Raw genomic sequence first — 17,779 nt, 5'->3', positions numbered from 1 at the left:
CTTGGCGCCCACCCCGCCACGGCCGCCCCGCCCGCAAATTTAATCCGGCAGACGATGATTGAGCCCGTTGACGCGCGTAGCTTGCCGCCGAACAGCCGCTTGGGAATTCCCCTTTTTCACCGTCCATCATGCAACATTATCAGGCAAAATCGCTCGACACGAAACACTTCGAGCTAACGCAGGCCGACGCCCCCGTGGGCGCGCTGGAATACGAAAGCTGGTTTTCCTTCAAGGCCGAAATCATGTTGGCCAACCACCGCCACTACGCCGTGCGCCCCAAGGGCTTCTGGGGCACCACCATCGAAGTCAAAGACCAGCAGAAACAAGTGCTGCTCGATTTTAAGATGAACTGGAAAGGCCAAATCCTGATTCGCACCCACTTCGGAGGCACGGAGGATTTTTACATCCTCAAGCACAAAGGCTTGCTGAATAGCTCCTTCATTCTGCTGCACGGCGAAGAAACGGAGCTGCTGAGCATTGTGCCCGACTACAAATGGACCAAGCTCAGCATTGATTACCAGCTCGGGGCCTCGGAGGCGTTTGAGCGGCTGGCCCACAAAGAGCTACTGCTGCTGACAACCATTCATTGCGCCAACTACTACCTCACCATGTTGACCGCCGCCGCCGCTTAGCCGGAGGCGCGGGCGTTTGCGGCCGGCCGGGGCAGCGCCCCGTCGGCTTTTTTCTGCTTTGCCATGCGCAATTTCAAGGTTATCCTGCCTGCTGTTTTTCTACTGGTACTGCTCGGGCTGCTCCTGCCCCTGGCCCGCCAGTGGGCCGAGGGCGGGCCCTTCATCAGCTACCGCGCCGACTTGCGCCGGACGCCCCTCCGGCTGTACTGGAAAGATGACCACAACCAGCGGTTCAAAAGCCTGGAAGGCCTGAAAAAATGGCTGGATGCCCGCGGCCAAAAGCTGGTTTTTGCCATGAATGCGGGCATGTTCGACCCCGGCTTTGCGCCGCAGGGACTATACATCGAAGCCCGGAAAACCCTGGTGCCGCTGGACACCACTTCCGGCCCGGGCAACTTTTACCTGAAACCCAACGGCGTGTTTTACCTCACCGCCGACAGCAGCGCCCACATCTGCCAAACGGCCGATTTCCGCAACGATGGCCGCGTGACCTACGCCACCCAATCGGGCCCGATGCTGGTGATTGACGGCCGCCTGCCCCCCGCTTTCCGCGCTGGCTCGGCCAACGTGCAAATCCGCAACGGGGTGGGCATCCTGCCCGATGGCCGCGTGCTGCTGGCCATGTCGCGGAAGAAAATTAGCTTCTACGACTTCGCCAGCTACTTCAAAAAAGCCGGCTGCCGGCAGGCCCTCTACCTCGACGGCTTCGTATCGCGCAGCTACGAACCAGCCGCTGGCCGGCCTCAAACCGACGGCGATTTCGGCGTAATAATCGGCGTTACTGCGCCGAAGCAATAGCGTCAGCCGGCGGCATGGGCTCTGAACGCCCTTCCTCTGACTTGATGTAGGCCACGATGGCGGCAATTTCCTTATCCGAGAGCGAAAAGGACGGCATCTGCTGCTTGTTAAATTTATTGAACAGGGCCACGGCGTAGTCGTCGCCGCTGGCTACCACCTTGCTGGAGTTTTTCACCCAGGGCAGCAGCCAACTCAGGGGCCGGCGCTTGCTGATGCCGGCCAGGGCCGGGCCCACCACCTGCTCGTTCACGGCGTGGCACTGGGCGCAGTTGCCTTTGAAGAGGGCATCGCCGGCGGCAATGGCGGCGGCTTCTTCGGGCGAGGCGGCGGGGCTGGGTACGCTGGTTCTGGTGGCGGAAACCTGATGCGTCTTAGGTGCCTCGGGCTCATTGGCCCGGGCCACGTCCTCGGCCGCAAAGCCGGCCAGGCCGGCGGCACTAAGCAGGGTGAAACCAATCAGCACGACTATCAACGCCATGCCCACCGAAAGGGCGAAACCAACCGAATTGAACCGCATGAGTACCGGGGGTTGAGATGGAATATATATGCGGCAAATTTACCATCCAAGCCCGCCGAAGCGGTTTTTTGGATGGATTTTCGCCGTTCTGTTTTCCCTGTGGCCCTGTGCATTGCGCCGCCGCTTCGATTCAAAACCCGCCCGTTTGCGAGATGCCATTTCGCCCTACAATTTGCCCATCATGAGCCTGCTGCACGCCCTGCTCCTCATTCTGCCCACAGGATACATCCTGAGCTCCCTGCTGCTGCTCGTCGGCCTGGCCCTGCCGGCTTACCGCGCCACCTTCCAGCGGCAGCTCTGGGTAGCAAATCTGGTGATGCTATTGGTTTCGGTAGGCGTGGTGATGTCTACGGCCGCCGTCATTTTTTCCTCACTATCCACGCGCTCGGAAGCGGATAGTTTATTCCTGCTGAATCGGATGGCAGGGCCGTATTGGTTTTTCTATTGGGGGTCCTTTTTCTGCAAGGGCGTATTGCCTCAGCTGTTCTGGTTCGGCCGCCTCCGCCGCAGCCCGTTCGTCACCACACTGGTAGCCACCGGGCTGATGCTTGATTTCTGCTCCTTTCTTTTCCTGAACATCGGCCGTGACTACCTTCCTTCCAGCTGGTCGATGCGACCAAATTATCTGGCCTTGCTGACATGCGCCCTCGCGTATACGGGCCTGCTGGCCGCTATTGCCGCACTGCGATACTGGCGCACCAAAGCTGCAACAATGTTTTAAGCTGCGTTGCCCTTCACCGCACCGCCCGCCCTTTCCACTGGTACCCGCCGCGCAGGCCGGCCAGCCCCACGCCCAGCGCATACGGCGCATACAACACCTGCAGCAACGGCAGCAGCCCCAGCCACTTCCGCCGCCCCAGAAACCCCAGCACCGGCGCCATAAACCAGGCATCGGCGCCCAGCTTGAGCACCCAGGCCGCCAGCACCCAGGGCCAGAGGTCGGGCCACACCAGCCCCGCTCCTACCCCGGCGGCCAGCGCTACGTTGGCCCCCAGCACCAGCAGGGCCAGGCGGCGCGAGGCCGGGCTTTGGTAATGCCGCCACTTGCTGGCCCAGCGCACCCGTTGGCGCAGTAGCGCCAGCAGCGTGGGCGGCGCGGCCGTGCGCACAATGGCGTCGGCATGGGCCAGGAAATGGGTGGTACCGGGAAAGGCCGCGTGGATTTTGTGCAGCAGAAACTCGTCGTCGCCGCTGGCCAGGTGGGCGTTGTCGACAAAGCCGCCCACGGCCTCGAAGGCAGCGCGGCGGTAGGCCAGGTTGGCGCCGTTGCACATGGTGGGCTGCTGCCGGGCCAGGCAGGCGCCACCTACGCCCACCAGCCCGGCAAACTCCAGCCCCATGAGCTGGGCAAACAGAGTATCGGAGCCTGTGAGCAACACCGGGCCGCTGATGAAATTGGCCGCCAGCTTTTGGGCGATGAGCGTGGCGTAGGCCGCCAGCCAGCCGGGACCAAGGCGGCAGTCAGCATCGGTGCACACCAGCCAGGGAGCGCGGGCAACCTGCAGGGCGGCGTGCAAGGTGGCTTTCTTGCCGGTTTCGGCGGCGGGCAGCGTGATGAGCCGTAGCGAGAACAGTGTTTCCAGGGCGGCCTCCGCCACGATGGCGGCGGTGGCATCAGTGGAGTGGTCGTCGGCAATGAGAACTTCAAAATGGGCCGATGGCAGCGTCTGGGCCGCCAGGTCGCTGAGTAACTGGGGCAGGGTTTCTGCTTCGTTGCGGGCGGCAATGAGGATGGAGAAGGTTGGCGCTTCGCTTAATGAAGAACGAGGAATGAGGAATGAGGAATTACTGGATGTAGACCTCAATTCTTCATTCTTCATTCTTAATTCTTCATTCAGCGAAGCGGTACGCGAAGCGTGAAGCCCCGCACGCAGCCACACCATGAGCCCCGCGTACAGCGCCGGCAGCACCAGCAACGCCGCGCCCGCGCCCATCACCGGGCGTCGCGCTTCTCGCGCAGCACGCGCAGGCCCGGCACCAGCAGCAGGCCGGCCGCGCTGGGCAGGGCAATATTGATGACCCACAAGCTCAGGCTGGCCGAAAGCACCGGCAGCGCCGGCTGGCCCAGCAGCCCAAACAAGTGCGTGGCCGACAGCTCCCGCACGCCCACATCGGCCAGCGCATTAAGCGAGGGCACCAGCGACTTCAATAAAAAAGTGCCCGCCACCGCCGCCAGCCCAGGCCCCAGCGGGCTGCCCACGCCATAGGCCCCCAGCAGTAGCAGAAACTGCGCGCAAAACACCCCGTAGCGCAGTCCCGAAATGGCCAGCACCGCCGTGAGCGCCCGGGCCGGGTAGGTGGGCATGATGGCCAGCGCCGGCCGAAACCGCCGCAACGGCCGCCACAGCCCCAGCGCCGCCAGCAGCAGCCGCGACCGGTACAGCGGCACCAGCACCAAGGCGCTAATAAGCACCGCCGATACGCTCACGCCCAGCCCGGCCGCCGGGTAGCCATTCAAATAAAATTTCAGTAGGAAATAAAGCAGGCCCGCCACGCCGGCTAGCACCGTGGCCACCAGCTGGCAGTAGCGCCCCAGAAACACAGCCCCCAGCGCACTCACGCGGCGGCTTTTCAGCTCGATGATGCGGCCGGCGTAGTCGCCCACCCGATTAGGAGTGGCGAAGCCCAGCGTGAGGCCCACCAGCACCGCCCGGAAGCTGCGCCCAAACGTGACGGGCTCCAGGTGGCGGGCCAGGCGGTACCACTTCCAGGCCTCCAGGCCCCAGTTGAGGGGCACCAGGGCCAGGGCCAGCAGCACCGGCCCGCGCCCGGCTCCGCTGAGGGTAGTGGCTAGCAGCTGCCGCCAGGCCGCCGCCGTATCGGGCGCCGCGAAGATGCTGTTATAGAGCAGCCCCAGCGTGAGCAGCGTCACCCCGATTTTGCCCCAGAACACCACCCGGCGCCACTGCCGGGCGCGGCGGGTTTCGGGCTCGTTTGGCTTCGGGGCGGGCCCTGAGCAGGAAGAATCGGACGCCCTGGCTGCCCAAGCCGCGGCGGTTTCTGGTGCGGCGGGCTGGTTCGGGTCGTAACTTTGGGTGAGATGCCCGCCACCCAACGCCCCCGCCCCGCTCCCGCCGTCGAGCTGCTGCCCAAAATTATTCTGGGCGTCGACCCCGGCACCCAGATTATGGGCTACGCCCTGATTGAGGTGCGCGGCCAGCGCGTCGACGTGCTGTGCTACGACGTCATCAACATGAAAGCCCTGGGGTCGAACCATGCCGTAAAGCTAAAGCGGATTTTCGACCGCATGCTGGAGCTCATCGACGAGTACCTGCCCGACGAGCTGGCCATCGAAGCCCCTTTTTTTGGCGTCAACGTACAAAGTATGTTGAAGTTGGGCCGGGCCCAGGGCGTGGCCATTGCCGCCGCCCTCTCCCGCCAGATTCCCTACGTGGAGTACGCTCCCACCAAGGTGAAACAGTCCGTCACCGGCTCGGGCTCGGCCACCAAGGAGCAGGTGGCCCACATGCTGCGCCAGACGCTCACGCTGCCGCCCATCGCCGAAGCCAGCAAGTTCCTCGACGCCACCGACGCCCTGGCCGTGGCCCTCTGCCACCACTACATGAAGGGCAACAACACCACCGTGAGCGGCGGCAAAAGCTGGGGCAAGTTCCTGGCCGAGAACCCCGAGCGGCTGGGCGCTAGCACCGGCACGGGCAAGAAAAAGGCGCCGGCGAAATCGTAGCCGCAGGTAACGGAATTCCGATAAGTTTCTCGACAACTGCCACCCCATGGTCGCAGGACTGCCCGCTCTATTTGCTACTATCTATTACTAGTTCAGTAATGATTCCTTTCTCGAATTTAATGTCGTAGGAAAAACCGTAGCCCGAGCCAGATGCCATTCCGATATCGGCCGGCTGACCCAGCCCCTGACCAGTTAGTCCCGGAAGCTGACTTTCAAGGTCTGATATTTTATCCCCTACTTTATACTTGCCCATAACATAAAATATTGCTTTTTCTTTGATACTATCACCAAAGTACTTGTAAGCCAAAGTAGGAGTGATGTAAGGAAATAGCTGAAATAAAAAGACAAGAAATAAAGCCGGCGAAATAATTATTAGCGACTTTCTTAACCAAGTACTCGTGCTATCAAATGGCCAGAAAATTTGAAACATGGCATAAAACACGCCAAATACACACCCAATAATTCCTGCGTATCCAAAATAAAACCAACTAATTTCAAATGGCCGCAAATCAGTGAACGGCAGAAGCAAGAGAGCCAAAACCAGCTGTGAAGCCGCACCTGTAACTAGTGGAAACAATTTTGTCTGTCGGGTCAGAAACGTTTTATTGTAGCCTTTAATAATAATTGGAACGAAGACAAAGGCGCTAATGAGTGTGAATATGCCAGTCCAAGAAAGTATAAACGTAAAATCAGTTACATAGCCCCAATTACTGAAATGCACCATGTAAATGGCGAAGTAGATGTAGCCCGCAAACCAAGCAATAAACATGGCAATGAATGATTGCAGCTTATTGTAGACTAATTTCGTTCTCATCTGCTTGCTGATTTATCAAGCTGTCATATCCTAATAATCTAAGCGCAACTCCCCCGCCGCATACGTCACCGCGTAGCCGCTGATGTCCACCCTATCGCCGCGCAGGCGGCACCACAGGTCGCCGCCGCGCGGCGAAACCTGACGAGCGCGCAGTTCGGTTTTGCCCAGCTTTTCGGCCCAATAGGGAATGAGTGTGCTGTGGGCTGAGCCCGTTACGGGGTCTTCGGGCACGCCCACGCGGGGGGCGAAGAAGCGCGACACGAAATCGATGCCGTCGCGGCCGGGCGCGGTGGCGATGACGCCCACGTACTCCAGCGCCGCGATGCGGGCCATATCTGGCTTGAGGGCTCGCACTTCGGCTTCGGTGTTGAAGACGACCAACAGGTCGCGGGCGGCCAGCACGTGCAGCGGGGTGGCGCGCAGGCCGTCGGCCAGGCCGGTGGGGTGCGCGGGTAGCTCCTGTGGCGGGCGCGAAGGGAAGTCGAGCGTGAGGCGGCCGTCGGCTTCGCGGGCCACGCGCAACGGGCCGCTCTGGCTGTGGAAGGTGACCTGCGTTTCCGGGAAGCCCAGGTGCGTGAACAGCACGTGGGACGCGGCCAGCGTGGCGTGCCCGCACAAGTCAATTTCCACGGCGGGCGTGAACCAGCGGATGTCGTATTCGGCCGGGGTGCCGGCGCGGGGCACGATGAAGGCGGTTTCGGCTAGGTTGTTTTCGGCCGCGATTTGCTGCATGAGCGCGGCGGGCGGCCAGGTTTCGAGCGGGCACACGCCGGCGGGATTGCCAGTGAAGGGCGTTTGGGCGAAGGCGTCGACGTGGAAATAGCGCATTGGGAAGGAGTTTGGGCGGGACGGTGGGCTTCGCTGGAGCAAGAATACGACTTATGCAGCAACGACAACGCGTCGAAATAACGTCATGCAGAGCGCAGCGAAGCATCTTGCCTGCGCAACGCAATTCAATTGACAGAATCAGTGGTAGCGGGCAAGATGCTTCGCTGCGCTCTGCATGACCGCCTTGTGACGCTCTTTGTGCACCAGCCATCGGCCGCTGATTTCAAATTATCTTCGATACGAATGCAACCGCGCCGGCCGGCTGCCGGTCAAGCCCCCACAAAGCAGGTCCTGTACAGCCGGCTTTGCCATCTACTTTCTACATGCCGCCTTCCATTGTTCCCGTCGATGAAGCGCTGCTGGCAGCGTGCCGGCGCGGCGAATCGGCGGCGCAATACCTGCTATATAAGAAACTGTCATACAACCTAATGGGCGTATGCCTGCGCTACTGCCCCAACCGGGCCGAGGCGGAGGACGCGCTGCAAAACACGTTCGTCAAAATATTCACTCGCCTCGACCAGTACCGCGGCCAGGGCCCGTTTGAAGGCTGGGCGCGCCGCATTGCCGTCACCACGTCGCTGCACGCCGTGGAGCAGTACCGCCTGCGCCACCCCGGCCCCAGCGGCGACGCCCTCGACGAGCTGGCTGACGGACTGCCCTCGGCCGAACCCTCGGCCGTGGACCAGCTGGCCGCCGACGACCTGGTGGCGCTGCTGGCCACCCTACCGCCCGGCTACCGCACCGTGCTCAACCTCTACGCCGTTGAGGGCTACTCCCACCAAGAAATCGGCGAGCTGCTGGGCATTGCCGAAGGCACCAGCAAATCGCAGCTGGCCCGGGCCCGGCGGCTTCTCGAAACCCGCCTGGCGGGCCTAAAAACACCGAATTATCATGTCTGACCCCACACCCGAAGATTTGTACGAAGCCCTGCGCAAGCGCTTGGCCGACTACGGCCAGGAGCCGCCGCCCGACCTGTGGGCCGGTATCCGGCAGCAACTGCCGCCGCCGGTGGCCGTGCCGCGTCGGCGGCGCTGGCGGGCGGGCGTGGTGCTTTCGCTGGTGCTGGTGGTGGCTTCGCTGGCCACCTGGCAATGGCAGCGGGCGGGTACCGTGACCGGGCAATCGGACACGGTGGCGCAACGGACGGTGGCGAAAAAACAGGTGGCCGCTTCTGCAAATACCGCTTCGGAACACAGCGCTAACGAGCAAGGAGTGCGCATCGCCAGCGCTCCAGGAGCCGCGCCGGCCGGGCCGGGCCTGGGCGAGGCGGCGGGGAAGCAGGGCGCTTCGGGTTCCGCCTCGTCCGGCACTGCGCCGAATGCGACAACTCAGCACGAATCAGCTAACATAAATTTGAATGTCAGAGAATTAGCGTCATCCAATCCGGTAACCAAGCCCCAAAAGCTGGGTACAATTAATGGGGGCTCAACGGCTAAACCGGTTTCGCCAGCGGTGGCGCTGGCGACGAAACCAACCGGCCGCCCGACGCGACTCAAGCGTGCGCTGGCCCTGGCCGGCATCGAACGGAATGCCTCCGAGGCGCGGCAGCAGCGCCTGCTGCGCTCAACGCGAGGTGCGCGCTTCGGGCAGTCCGCCACGTCGCTGGCACAGCCAAGCCACGAATCGACTTTGAAATCAGCCGCTTCTCAGCACACAGCAGCAGCGCCCCGCTCGCAAGCAGCTTCAACTGCTGCTTCGGCAGCAAAGGTGGCAGAGGCAGCAGGAGTTGCATCATCAAGGGCGGCTGAAGCGCCGAAGGGTGCGCCAACTGCTGGGGTTTCGTCTTCATATTCTTCAGCTTCGCGCCGCATGGCTGGCACGGCCAACCAACCGGCCGAAGCGCGCCCGACAGCTCCTGTTTCAGCGCAAAGCCTTGTGGCGGTGCAGCCTGGCGCCGCACGGCCCGATGTGGCCCAACCCGGCGGCTGGGACTGGCTGGCCCTGCGGGTAGCGGGCCTGCAGCTGCCGGCCGCATTGGCCCCACCAACCGCGCCGCAGCCGGTGGCAGTGGCGTCCCTGCCGTCGGTGGTGCCCGCCGTGGTAGCACGCTGGGCGGTGCAGCTGGTGGCCGGGCCGGGCCTGACGTACCGGCACCTGGGCACTGCTTCCGGGCTCTCCTACTCGGCAACCAATTCGTTATCAACGCCATCGGCGGCGCCCGTTTTTTCGGCTGCCAACCCCATCCGCATTCCTACCACTAATACCACGACTACCAGCTCCGTGGCCGAGCTGGAACGCCCGGCCCTGGGCTACGGCGCGCAGCTGAGCATTCGCCGTACCCTCACGCCGCACTGGACGGTGAGCTCCGGCCTGGGCTACGCCGAATACGCCACCGCGCTGGCCCTGCGGCAGGTGAGCGCCGCCCAAATCACGCGGGCCAATTACAATTTCAACTTCCTCGACAGCTTGAGCCGGACCAGCGGCACCACCATTCGCCAGCGCGACACTTACCGTTTTCTGACGGTGCCGGTGCGGGCCGGCTACGTCTGGACCACCGGGCCGCGCTGGCAGGTAGGCCTGCTCGGGGGCGTCGATGCGGCGATTTATCTTGGGGGCACCAGCACCGAGGGCTCGGCCTGCGGCTGCCAGCCCCAAACCTGGGGCGCTTCGGGCAGCCCCTACCGCTCGCTGAGCCTGGCCGCCAGCCTGGGCGCGGAGGTGCGCTACCGCCTGGCCGGGCCCTGGCAGCTATTGGCCCAGCCCACGGCCAGCTATATGCTCACGCCGCTGGCCAAGCCTGTGAGCGGCTATTCGAGTCGCCACCTGCTCGGGGGCACGGCCCTGCTGGGCGTGTCGTACGACTTGCCGTAAGGGATTAGCAACCATTTATTTACTGGATTACGCAGGTGCTGAGCAATCGGCGCCCAGGGATTCCTTATGCCTGATTTTACCCGTTTTCTGATGAAAAGAATTAGCCTGTTAAGCGTTGCCACAGTCTTGCTGGCCAGCAGCTGCCGCCAGGAAGACCTGGTGATATATACCCCAACGGCTACGTCGCTGGCCGCCGCCAACGGCCGCTACGCCCCGCCGGTGCAGACGTTCACGCTGAATCTGGGCCAGGCCCAGACCCTCCGCACCAACGGCGGTGCTACTATTTCCTTTAAAGCCAATTCGCTGGTGCTGCCCAACAACGCGCTGGCGACGGGCACCGCCACGCTACGGGTGCGGGAGTTGCATTCGGTAGGCGACCTGCTGCTGGCCGGCATGCACACCGATGTTGCTTATTTCAACAATCAGCTGTTGGTTTCGGCGGGCGAATACAACGTGCAGGCCTGGCAGGGCAGCACCCGCCTGCGCTGGAGCAGCCAGTTTGTGGGCACCGCTGCTCCTGCTGCCGGGCTGACCACGCTCAGCGCCCCCGTGCCGACGGCCGGCCTCGATACCACCCGCATGTTTTTGTGGGCGCTGCCGCTGGCGCCCAATGCCGGCGTGCGGGCCGCGGCCGACTCCGTGGGCTGGCAGCCGGCCCTGCAGGGCGGCCAGAGCCAATGGGCGGCGGTGCGGGCCAACGGCGGCTACTACAACGTGAACTTTCCACTCGACACCATTAGCTGGCTGAATTTCGACCAGTACTGGCGTCCGGCAAACAACTCGAACTGGACCTGGGCCCAGGTGCGCGTGCCCGTCGGCGCCACCGAAACGCGGGTGTACCTTCGGCCCGTGGGCTACACCAGCCTCAGTCGCACCTTCGCCACCGCCGACCCCACGCTCTGGCGCAACCACCTGCCCGAAGGCACCGATACGCAAGTCATTGTGCAACAGCTGCGCGACGGCCAACTATACTTCGGCACGGCGCGCTACGTCTGGCGACAGAATTCCATTTACACGCCAGACCTGCAACTCCGCACAGCCGCCGAAATTGCGCAGCTGATGCAGCAGCTTTGACTTGGGGCAGGAAAGTTGTGCCTCCCAGAACGTGTCACGCTGAGCGCAGTCGAAGCATCTCTACCACGCAAGTAATTGGTTTTACTACTGCAGTAGAGATGCTTCGACTGCGCTCAGCATGACAGACGTAATTAATCCAAGCAAATACTACTCCCTCACTCAAACCTCTTCGCCGCCAATCACCACGTCGCGCACCGGGTTTTCGCCCAGCCAGTAGGGGATTTCAGCCACGCTGCCCAGGTTGAGCACCAAGAGGTCGGCGCGCTTGCCGGGGGCCAGGCTGCCGCAGTCGGCGGCGTGGCCGATGGCCCAAGCGGCGTTGAGGGTGGCGGCGGCCACGGCTTCCTTGGGCGTGAAGCCCATTTTGAGGCAGGCCACCGACAGGGCCAGCCACAGGTTTTTGCTGGGGCACGAGCCGGGGTTGAAATCGGTACTCAAAGCCACGGGCAGGCCATTATCGATGAATTCGCGGCCCGGCGCATACTTCTCCTGCCGCAGAAACAGCGGCACCAGCGGCAGCAGCACGGCCACGGTCTGGCCCTGGGTTTGCTGCGCGATGCGGGCGGCGGCGGCGGGCGTGAGGTAGTCGCAGTGGTCGATGCTGGTGGCGCCCAGCGCCGCGGCCATCTCGCAGCCGCCGAGGTCGTGCAGCTGCTCGGCGTGGATTTTCAGGCCGAAGCCCATTTTGTGGGCCTGCTCCAGGAAGTACCGCGCCACCTCCAGCGGAAACGCCCCCTGCTCGCAGAAAATATCCACGAAGGCCGCCTCCCCTTTCAGGTCCGACAGCACCTCGCGCAAAATGAAATCGACGTAGGCGCGCGGGCCAGCTTCCTTGAATTCGGGCGGCACCACGTGGGCACCCAGGAAGGTGGGCACCACGCGCACCGGCTGCCGACGCCCAGCCGCCCGCGCCACCCCCACGAGGCGCAGCTCGGTGTCGCGGTCGAGACCATAGCCGCTCTTGGCTTCCAGCGTGGTGATGCCGTAGCGGCGGAAGCCTTCCAAATGGTGCAGGGCGTTTTCCAGCAGCTCTTGCTCCGAGGCGGCGCGGGTGGCGCGCACAGTGCTCAGGATGCCGCCGCCGCTGGCCAGAATGTCGAGGTAGCTTTCGCCGCGCAGCTTGCGCTCGAACTCGTGGGCACGGTTGCCACCGAACACGAGGTGGGTGTGGCACTCCACCAGGCCCGGCATCACCACGCGGCCAGTGGCGTCAATCAGGCGGGTTTCGGGGGAAATGCGGGCCGGGTCCAGCTCGGCCATGGGGCCGACGGCTGCAATTTTATCGCCCTGGCAAGCCACGTAGCCGTTTTCGATGATGGTCCAGCTGCTGAGGTCGGGGCCGGCGAGCGGGCGGGCGGTGGGGCCGCCGGCCAGGGTGAGTACCTGCGCGGCGTGTTGGATGACGAGGGTGTAGGGAAACATGCGGCAAAGTAAGGCTTTGTCTTGGGGTAAGAACGAAGAACTGTCATTGCGAGGCCGCAGGCCGTGGCAATCCGTCCTGTCAACGCCACACATTTTCTTTTACCAGAACCAAATGTCAGCGAAGCCAAAGCCCCGGCACTGCGCAGTGCCGGGGCTTTGTCACATTAGTAGGTTGGTCGCTGAGAACAGGACGGATTGCTTCGCTGCGCTCGCAATGACAGAGCCGCCGCTTACGTCCAGTACTGCACGGGCGCGTGGGGGAAGCGGCGCTGCCACTCGGCGTAGAACCAGGCCTTCATCGCCTTCATCTGCTCGGGCTGGTACACGTATTTGAGGCCGCCGAACTTGTTGCGCTTCACGGCGCGGCCGTCCTCGGCTAGGTCGAGGCTGGTATTGGGGTACCATTGCAGCAGCACGTCTTTGGAGCCGGGCGTGAAGCGGTGGGTGATGAATTCTACGGTCAGGTCGCAGTCGAAATCTAGCGCCTGCCGCAGGCGGTCAAGGAGCTCGGTGTAGTGCTGCCAGTCGGGAATGGGCATGATGGGGGCCAGCACCACCCCCACCGGGTAGCCCCCGCCGCCCGCGCTGGCCGGCAGCGCCAGCCGGCGCAGGGCCTGTATCCGCGCCTCAACGGACGCGGTGCCGCCTTCGAGGCGGCGCACCACGGGCTCGGCATTGAGGGAAAAGCGGGCGCGGGTGCGGCCGTGGTGCGGCAGGCCGAGGAGCGGGCCAATGTGGTCGTACTTGCTCACGAAGCGCAATTGCGCACCTTCGCGCGGACCGAAGTAACGCACGGCCTCAGCCAAGCTGCCGGTGAGGTGCTCGATGCCCAGCACGTCGGTGTAGCAGCTGGCTTCGAAGCTGATGACGCGGCCGGGCTGCTCGTAGGCGGCGGTGTTGGCCAGCAGCTGGGGCAGGTTGGCGAAGGCTTTGACGACGGGCGGGCCGCTGAGCGAGCCGGCCAGGTAGCAGTACTGGCAGTGGGCGGGGCAGCCTTCGGCCAAGTTCAGCTGCCAGTCGGCCGAGGGCGGGGTGGGCTGCAGGCGCAGGGCCCCGGCGGGGGCCTTCACCACGGCCAGGGTGTTTTTGGCGGTGCGGTAGGTGGCGCGCACGTCGCCGCCGGGGTCGCGCAGGCCGGTGAGGCGGTTGCTTTTCAGCAGCTCCACTTCCAGGTTTTGAGCCGAGACGCGGGCCAGGATTTGCTGGCCGAACTCTTCGTCCAAGGCATCGGGCGTGAACACCACGCGCTGCGGCAGCCACAGCTTGGCCGAGTGCGTGCGCGGCGCCAGGGCGGGCGCGGGCACGTCGGTGAGCAAGGTATCGGAAAGGGCAACGAGCGAGCCAGAAGTCAGCATAAAACCGGGTTGGTGACGGATAACAGCTCAACGTTTTTGGCCGGGAATAAAGTCCGACAAAAGACCTTAAAACAGGTTTAAATCGGCCTTTTTACCTGGAATATTTCCCTGAAAAATTCACCCAAACAAGCCCATAACCCGGCGCCCGGCAGCGGCTTTGCGTAACCGTCGTGGCCTTCTCCTCAACCTTCACCGATGTCCCTCCCCGACGACGCCCCGCTCATCCTCACGCTCGCGCTTGACGACGCCGCGCAAACCTATTTCAACGACTTGCGGCGCCAGCATTTCCCCCCGAAAATCAACTACCTGGCGGCCCACCTCACGCTCTTCCACCACCTGCCCGGCCCGGAGCTGGCCGCCATGAGCGAGCAGCTGCGCCACCTCAGCCACGCGCAGAAACCGTTGCCGCTGCGCGTGGCGGGGCTGCGCTCCCTGGGCCGGGGCGTGGCCTTCACCCTCGAAAACGATGAGCTCCGCGCCCTGCACCGCCGCCTGCAAACGGCTTTTGCGCCCTACCTCACGCCCCAGGACCAGCAGAAGCTCCAGCCCCACGTCACCATTCAAAACAAGGTAGACCCCGCCGCCGCCCGGCAGCTGCTGGCCGAGTTGCAAGCCCCTTTCGCACCCTTCGAAGCCGTGGGCACCGGGCTCCACCTGTGGGCCTACCGCAACGGGCCCTGGGAAAGCCTGGCCGAATTCCTGTTCCAAGGCTAGCGCCGTGCCGAAACCAGTAATTTAGTTGATTTTTAAATTACTACACGTTTTGAACAATCGTTGGCCCGGTGGAAGCGGCAAGCGGCCCATTCCTTATTTCTCCTCCTGCCCCGGCTCGTAAGGAAATGGCAGGCTCACGCGGATTTCGTGGTCTTGCCCCGCCTCGTTTCGGTAGCGGGCCGCGCGCATGACGCGCAGGGCCTCCTCGTCGCAGCCGTAGCCGAGGCCGCGCACCACCGCCACGTCCTGCGGAACGCCGGCCGGGTCTATCCGCATTTGCAGCGTCACCTTGCCCCGCACCTGCCGGGCCTGCGCGGCGGCCGGGTACCGTAGCTGGGCCTTGAGCGCCTCGTAGTCCCCGATTAGTTCCACCGACGGCCGCTCGCTGGCCGCCGCAACCGGTGGAGCGGCCGACGGGGCGTAAAGCGTGGGCGCGTTGGGGTTGTGCGTGGCGGTGGGCACCTGGTAGGCAATGCCCCAGCGCTGCAAATACTCCTCCAGCGGGTCCAAGCCTACCCTGGCCCGGCGCACGTTCACGTTGGGCTCGTCTTCGATGGGTTGGAGCTGGTAGTGCCCGTCGACCTCGCCCTGGAACTGCGAGCCGTAGACCTGCGGCTCGCCCCGGCCTTTCTTGATGCGGTCGACGAAAATGGCCACCGACGACCACGCCAGCTCTTTTTTATCGGCGGCCGCCGTGAGCAAGGGCAGGTATTTTTCGTCGGGGTCGTGCTGGAGCACGAGGAACGCCGCGCTCTTTTGGTACTCGCCCACCAACGACCGGCCCGGGTACCCGTACCGGGTAATCAGGCTGTCGACCTGCCGGCCCAGCCGGACGTCTATGGGCGACTGCCGCCGCATTGCTTCGGCTATCTGTGGGGCGTTTATGCCGTATTTGCGCTCGGCTACCTCGGCCTCTAGTCGGTATTGCTGGTCCTGGAATTGAATCTTTCTCAGCAAGGCCACCAGGGCCGGGTCGAAGGGGGCCTCGTGCTGCTGCTGCCGGGTGCGGGCCTGGGCCAGCAGGCGCGGCCAGGCCGGCTGGGAAGCCAACGAAGCAAAATCCTCCTCGGCCTGCAGCTGCTCGGCGGAGAAATACCCTTTGGCGACGGCCTGGGTTAGCCAGGCCAGAGCGCGTTGCGGCTCGCGGTTGCGGGCAGCCGCCTGCGCCGCCTGGTAGTAGTCGCGCGGCTTGCCGCCGGCTTGCTTCAGGCCCTGCTGGTAGCCGGCGCTGGCCGCGGCGTATTCCTGGTGCAGCAGGTGGCGCCGGGCGGGCGCCAGCGCATCGGGGCCCGCCTGGGCGGCGGCGGCGGGCGGGTTGGTGTGACCAATGACCAGCGCCAGCAAGGTGGCGACAAGAGGGTGGCGCATACGAAGCAGATGGTTGCGGAAAGGAACGTCAGGCAGTTTTGAAGGGGAAAAATACCACCGCCCGTCAATAAATACCGCACTGTTCACCCCGGCCCGACCTAAACGACTACTTCGGTGCAGGCCCTTCCCAGGCGCTCAGCTCCGTCTGCCGCTCGCGCCGCACCAGGGCCAGCACCGCGCTGTCGGGCCGCAGGCCGATGATGATGGCTGTGCCCCGCTCGCGGGCGTAGGGGTCCGTGATGGCGGCGAAGCGGCGGTAAGAGGCGAAGCGCGGGGCCAGCTCGGGGTGCAGCCCGTCGTCGACGATGAGGACGGCCTGGCAGGAATCGAGCGGCGGGTACCAGTAGATGAAGCTGCCGTTGAGGCTGTTGGCAGCGGGCAGGCCCCGGCCCCGGTTGAAGTAGTTGATGGCGCTGGCCTGGCCGTAGTTGGCGCAGTGGATGAGGGTGTGGGCGCGAACGGGAGCCGGCAGGCTTTGGTAGGCGGCCCGGGTTTTGTCGGCCAGCTCGCGCCAGCCGCGCATGTCGGCGTAGTCCTGGGGCAGGGCGTGGTCCTGGCCGTCTTCCCAGCGGTAGAGGCCCAGCGGGGCGTATTTGGGGCGCAGAGCGGCCATGGTGGCCGGGCTGCGCAGGGGGTAAATGAAGGGCAGGATGGGCAGCATCAGCAACAAGGGCAGCGCTATCAGAAAGGACGCCAGCGCGGTTTTCCAGTCGAAACCGCGCTGTTCATCCGAACGCTCGATTCTACCAAAACGCTTGAGTCGCCCCAAACGCTTGAGTCGCGTTTCCCACCAAACCGCGCCGAAGCTGAACAGCACCGGGTAGTAGCCCAGGGCGTAGTAATCCTTGCCGTGCAGCCCGAATAGCAGCCCCACGCCCAGCACCGCCACCCAGCCCACGGCGCGGTAGGGCCGAAACGCCCGCCCCAGCAGCAGCGCCAGCAGCCCCGGCACCCACACCCACAGCGCCGTGACGCACATCAGCAGCTGCGGCCGCCAGAAATCCAGGACCGAAACGTGGACCAGTTGGCTTTCCTTGAGCAGGGCCATGTGGTGCCGAAACGGGATGCCGTGCCCGATTTGCCAGGCCAGATTGGGCCCCCACAGCAGCAAGGCCAGCCCCGCCGCGCCCCAGAAATGCCGGTGCAGCAGCAGCCGACGCCAGTTGGTGAGCAGCAGCGCCCCGCCCAGCGCGGCGATGAAAAACAGCGTGGTGTACTTGTTCAGCAAGCCCAGCCCCAGCGCCGCGCCCAGCAGGTAGAGGTGGCGCGGCCGCCGTTCCTGCTCGAAGCAGACCAGCGCGTACAGCGCCAGCACAAACCCGAAAACCTCGAAGGAATTGGGCTGAAACAGCAGGTTGAGCCGCGCAAACGCCGTGCCCAGGTAGCAGCTGCCCGCCAGCGCCTGCCCAAACCAGCCGCCGCCCAGCCGCCCAGCCAGCCGCACCACCAGGTAAATAGTGGCCGCCCCCCACAAAAACGGCCAGAAATGCACCCAGCCCGCGCCCCCGCCCAGCGCCAGCGTGACCCAGCCCTGCGCCGCCAGCAGGGGCGGCACCTCCAGGTAGCCCCAGGCCAGGTGCTGGCCCTGGTTGAGGTAGAGGTACTCGTCGCGCTGCAAGTCGTACTGTGGGCTGATGAGCAGGTAGCCCGACACGAACTTGACCAGGGCGAAGGCGAACGGCAGGAGGCGTTTCATGCGCGGCAAGGTAGCAAGAGGAGCCGTAGCGCGAACTTAACTTTACCCGCTCACCGCAAGCTACT

General features: G+C 64.1%; 18 protein-coding genes. 9 read left to right on the top strand and 9 right to left on the bottom strand.

Annotation, left to right across the window (positions count from 1 at the left end):
* Positions 1 to 128 precede the first annotated feature (128 nt).
* Both Q5H92_RS17025 and Q5H92_RS17020 read left to right on the top strand, forming a co-directional pair.
* A complete protein-coding gene (locus Q5H92_RS17025) occupies positions 129 to 632 on the top strand; it encodes a hypothetical protein (protein WP_305012752.1) in 504 nt (167 codons plus the stop codon).
* A gap of 63 nt (positions 633 to 695) precedes the next feature.
* Entirely contained in the window at positions 696 to 1,430 is a 735-nt protein-coding gene (locus tag Q5H92_RS17020; protein ID WP_305012751.1) for a phosphodiester glycosidase family protein, read from the top strand.
* Here the strand turns inward: Q5H92_RS17020 and Q5H92_RS17015 are convergent.
* A complete protein-coding gene (locus Q5H92_RS17015; protein ID WP_305012750.1) occupies positions 1,411 to 1,947 on the bottom strand; it encodes a cytochrome c in 537 nt (178 codons plus the stop codon). The genes Q5H92_RS17020 and Q5H92_RS17015 overlap by 20 nt on opposite strands.
* A gap of 28 nt (positions 1,948 to 1,975) precedes the next feature.
* Between Q5H92_RS17015 and Q5H92_RS17010 the strand changes: the two genes are divergently transcribed.
* Complete coding sequence (locus tag Q5H92_RS17010; RefSeq protein ID WP_305012749.1) at positions 1,976 to 2,668, top strand: hypothetical protein; 693 nt, start codon at positions 1,976 to 1,978, stop codon at positions 2,666 to 2,668.
* 13 nt (positions 2,669 to 2,681) lie between these two features.
* Here the strand turns inward: Q5H92_RS17010 and Q5H92_RS17005 are convergent, their stop codons facing one another.
* Both Q5H92_RS17005 and Q5H92_RS17000 read right to left on the bottom strand, forming a co-directional pair.
* Positions 2,682 to 3,767 carry a glycosyltransferase gene (locus Q5H92_RS17005; protein ID WP_305012748.1) on the bottom strand — a complete coding sequence of 362 codons (1,086 nt, stop codon included), beginning with the start codon at positions 3,765 to 3,767 and terminating at the stop codon, positions 2,682 to 2,684.
* Between the two features lie 113 nt (positions 3,768 to 3,880).
* Entirely contained in the window at positions 3,881 to 4,819 is a 939-nt protein-coding gene (locus tag Q5H92_RS17000; RefSeq protein WP_305012747.1) for a lysylphosphatidylglycerol synthase domain-containing protein, read from the bottom strand.
* A gap of 7 nt (positions 4,820 to 4,826) precedes the next feature.
* On the opposite strand from Q5H92_RS17000, the gene Q5H92_RS16995 reads away from it, so the two are divergent.
* Positions 4,827 to 4,976 carry a hypothetical protein gene (locus Q5H92_RS16995; protein ID WP_305012746.1) on the top strand — a complete coding sequence of 50 codons (150 nt, stop codon included), beginning with the start codon at positions 4,827 to 4,829 and terminating at the stop codon, positions 4,974 to 4,976.
* Between the two features lie 11 nt (positions 4,977 to 4,987).
* Positions 4,988 to 5,632, top strand: a complete 645-nt coding sequence (ruvC, locus tag Q5H92_RS16990; RefSeq protein WP_305012745.1) for a crossover junction endodeoxyribonuclease RuvC — start codon at positions 4,988 to 4,990, stop codon at positions 5,630 to 5,632.
* Between the two features lie 67 nt (positions 5,633 to 5,699).
* Here ruvC and Q5H92_RS16985 read toward each other — a convergent pair whose 3' ends face one another.
* Both Q5H92_RS16985 and Q5H92_RS16980 read right to left on the bottom strand, forming a co-directional pair.
* Positions 5,700 to 6,446 carry a hypothetical protein gene (locus Q5H92_RS16985; RefSeq protein ID WP_305012744.1) on the bottom strand — a complete coding sequence of 249 codons (747 nt, stop codon included), beginning with the start codon at positions 6,444 to 6,446 and terminating at the stop codon, positions 5,700 to 5,702.
* A gap of 30 nt (positions 6,447 to 6,476) precedes the next feature.
* Positions 6,477 to 7,274: a PhzF family phenazine biosynthesis protein gene (locus tag Q5H92_RS16980; protein WP_305012743.1), complete on the bottom strand. Its 798-nt coding sequence runs from the start codon at positions 7,272 to 7,274 to the stop codon at positions 6,477 to 6,479.
* Positions 7,275 to 7,597: 323 nt separating this feature from the next.
* On the opposite strand from Q5H92_RS16980, the gene Q5H92_RS16975 reads away from it, so the two are divergent.
* From Q5H92_RS16975 to Q5H92_RS16965, 3 genes are all read left to right on the top strand, one after another.
* The gene (locus Q5H92_RS16975; RefSeq protein WP_305012742.1) at positions 7,598 to 8,173 is read left to right on the top strand and encodes an RNA polymerase sigma factor; all 576 of its coding nucleotides are present in this window, start codon (positions 7,598 to 7,600) and stop codon (positions 8,171 to 8,173) included.
* On the top strand, positions 8,166 to 10,085 hold the full coding sequence (locus tag Q5H92_RS16970; RefSeq protein WP_305012741.1) for a porin family protein: 1,920 nt from the start codon (positions 8,166 to 8,168) through the stop codon (positions 10,083 to 10,085). The genes Q5H92_RS16975 and Q5H92_RS16970 overlap by 8 nt, the downstream gene beginning before the upstream one ends.
* 90 nt (positions 10,086 to 10,175) lie before the next feature.
* A complete protein-coding gene (locus Q5H92_RS16965; RefSeq protein WP_305012740.1) occupies positions 10,176 to 11,159 on the top strand; it encodes a hypothetical protein in 984 nt (327 codons plus the stop codon).
* Positions 11,160 to 11,318: 159 nt separating this feature from the next.
* Here the strand turns inward: Q5H92_RS16965 and hutI are convergent, their stop codons facing one another.
* The gene (gene hutI / locus Q5H92_RS16960; RefSeq protein ID WP_305012739.1) at positions 11,319 to 12,581 is read right to left on the bottom strand and encodes an imidazolonepropionase; all 1,263 of its coding nucleotides are present in this window, start codon (positions 12,579 to 12,581) and stop codon (positions 11,319 to 11,321) included.
* Between the two features lie 230 nt (positions 12,582 to 12,811).
* Positions 12,812 to 13,936, bottom strand: a complete 1,125-nt coding sequence (locus Q5H92_RS16955) for a spore photoproduct lyase family protein (RefSeq protein ID WP_305012738.1) — start codon at positions 13,934 to 13,936, stop codon at positions 12,812 to 12,814.
* Positions 13,937 to 14,131: 195 nt separating this feature from the next.
* Here Q5H92_RS16955 and Q5H92_RS16950 point away from each other — a divergent pair, with 195 nt between their 5' ends.
* On the top strand, positions 14,132 to 14,650 hold the full coding sequence (locus Q5H92_RS16950; protein WP_305012737.1) for a 2'-5' RNA ligase family protein: 519 nt from the start codon (positions 14,132 to 14,134) through the stop codon (positions 14,648 to 14,650).
* Between the two features lie 93 nt (positions 14,651 to 14,743).
* Here the strand turns inward: Q5H92_RS16950 and Q5H92_RS16945 are convergent, their stop codons facing one another.
* Together Q5H92_RS16945 and Q5H92_RS16940 are read right to left on the bottom strand one after the other, a co-directional pair.
* Positions 14,744 to 16,018 (bottom strand): energy transducer TonB, encoded by a 1,275-nt coding sequence (locus tag Q5H92_RS16945; protein WP_305012736.1) that lies wholly within the window; start codon positions 16,016 to 16,018, stop codon positions 14,744 to 14,746.
* A gap of 106 nt (positions 16,019 to 16,124) precedes the next feature.
* Positions 16,125 to 17,714, bottom strand: a complete 1,590-nt coding sequence (locus Q5H92_RS16940) for a glycosyltransferase family 39 protein (RefSeq protein ID WP_305012735.1) — start codon at positions 17,712 to 17,714, stop codon at positions 16,125 to 16,127.
* Between the last annotated feature and the right edge of the window lie 65 nt (positions 17,715 to 17,779).

Source organism: Hymenobacter mellowenesis (assembly GCF_030581005.1).
GTDB classification, from domain to species: domain Bacteria; phylum Bacteroidota; class Bacteroidia; order Cytophagales; family Hymenobacteraceae; genus Hymenobacter; species Hymenobacter mellowenesis.
Note: the sequence above shows the minus strand (reverse complement) of the source record. Positions and strands in the feature narration are given on the sequence as shown.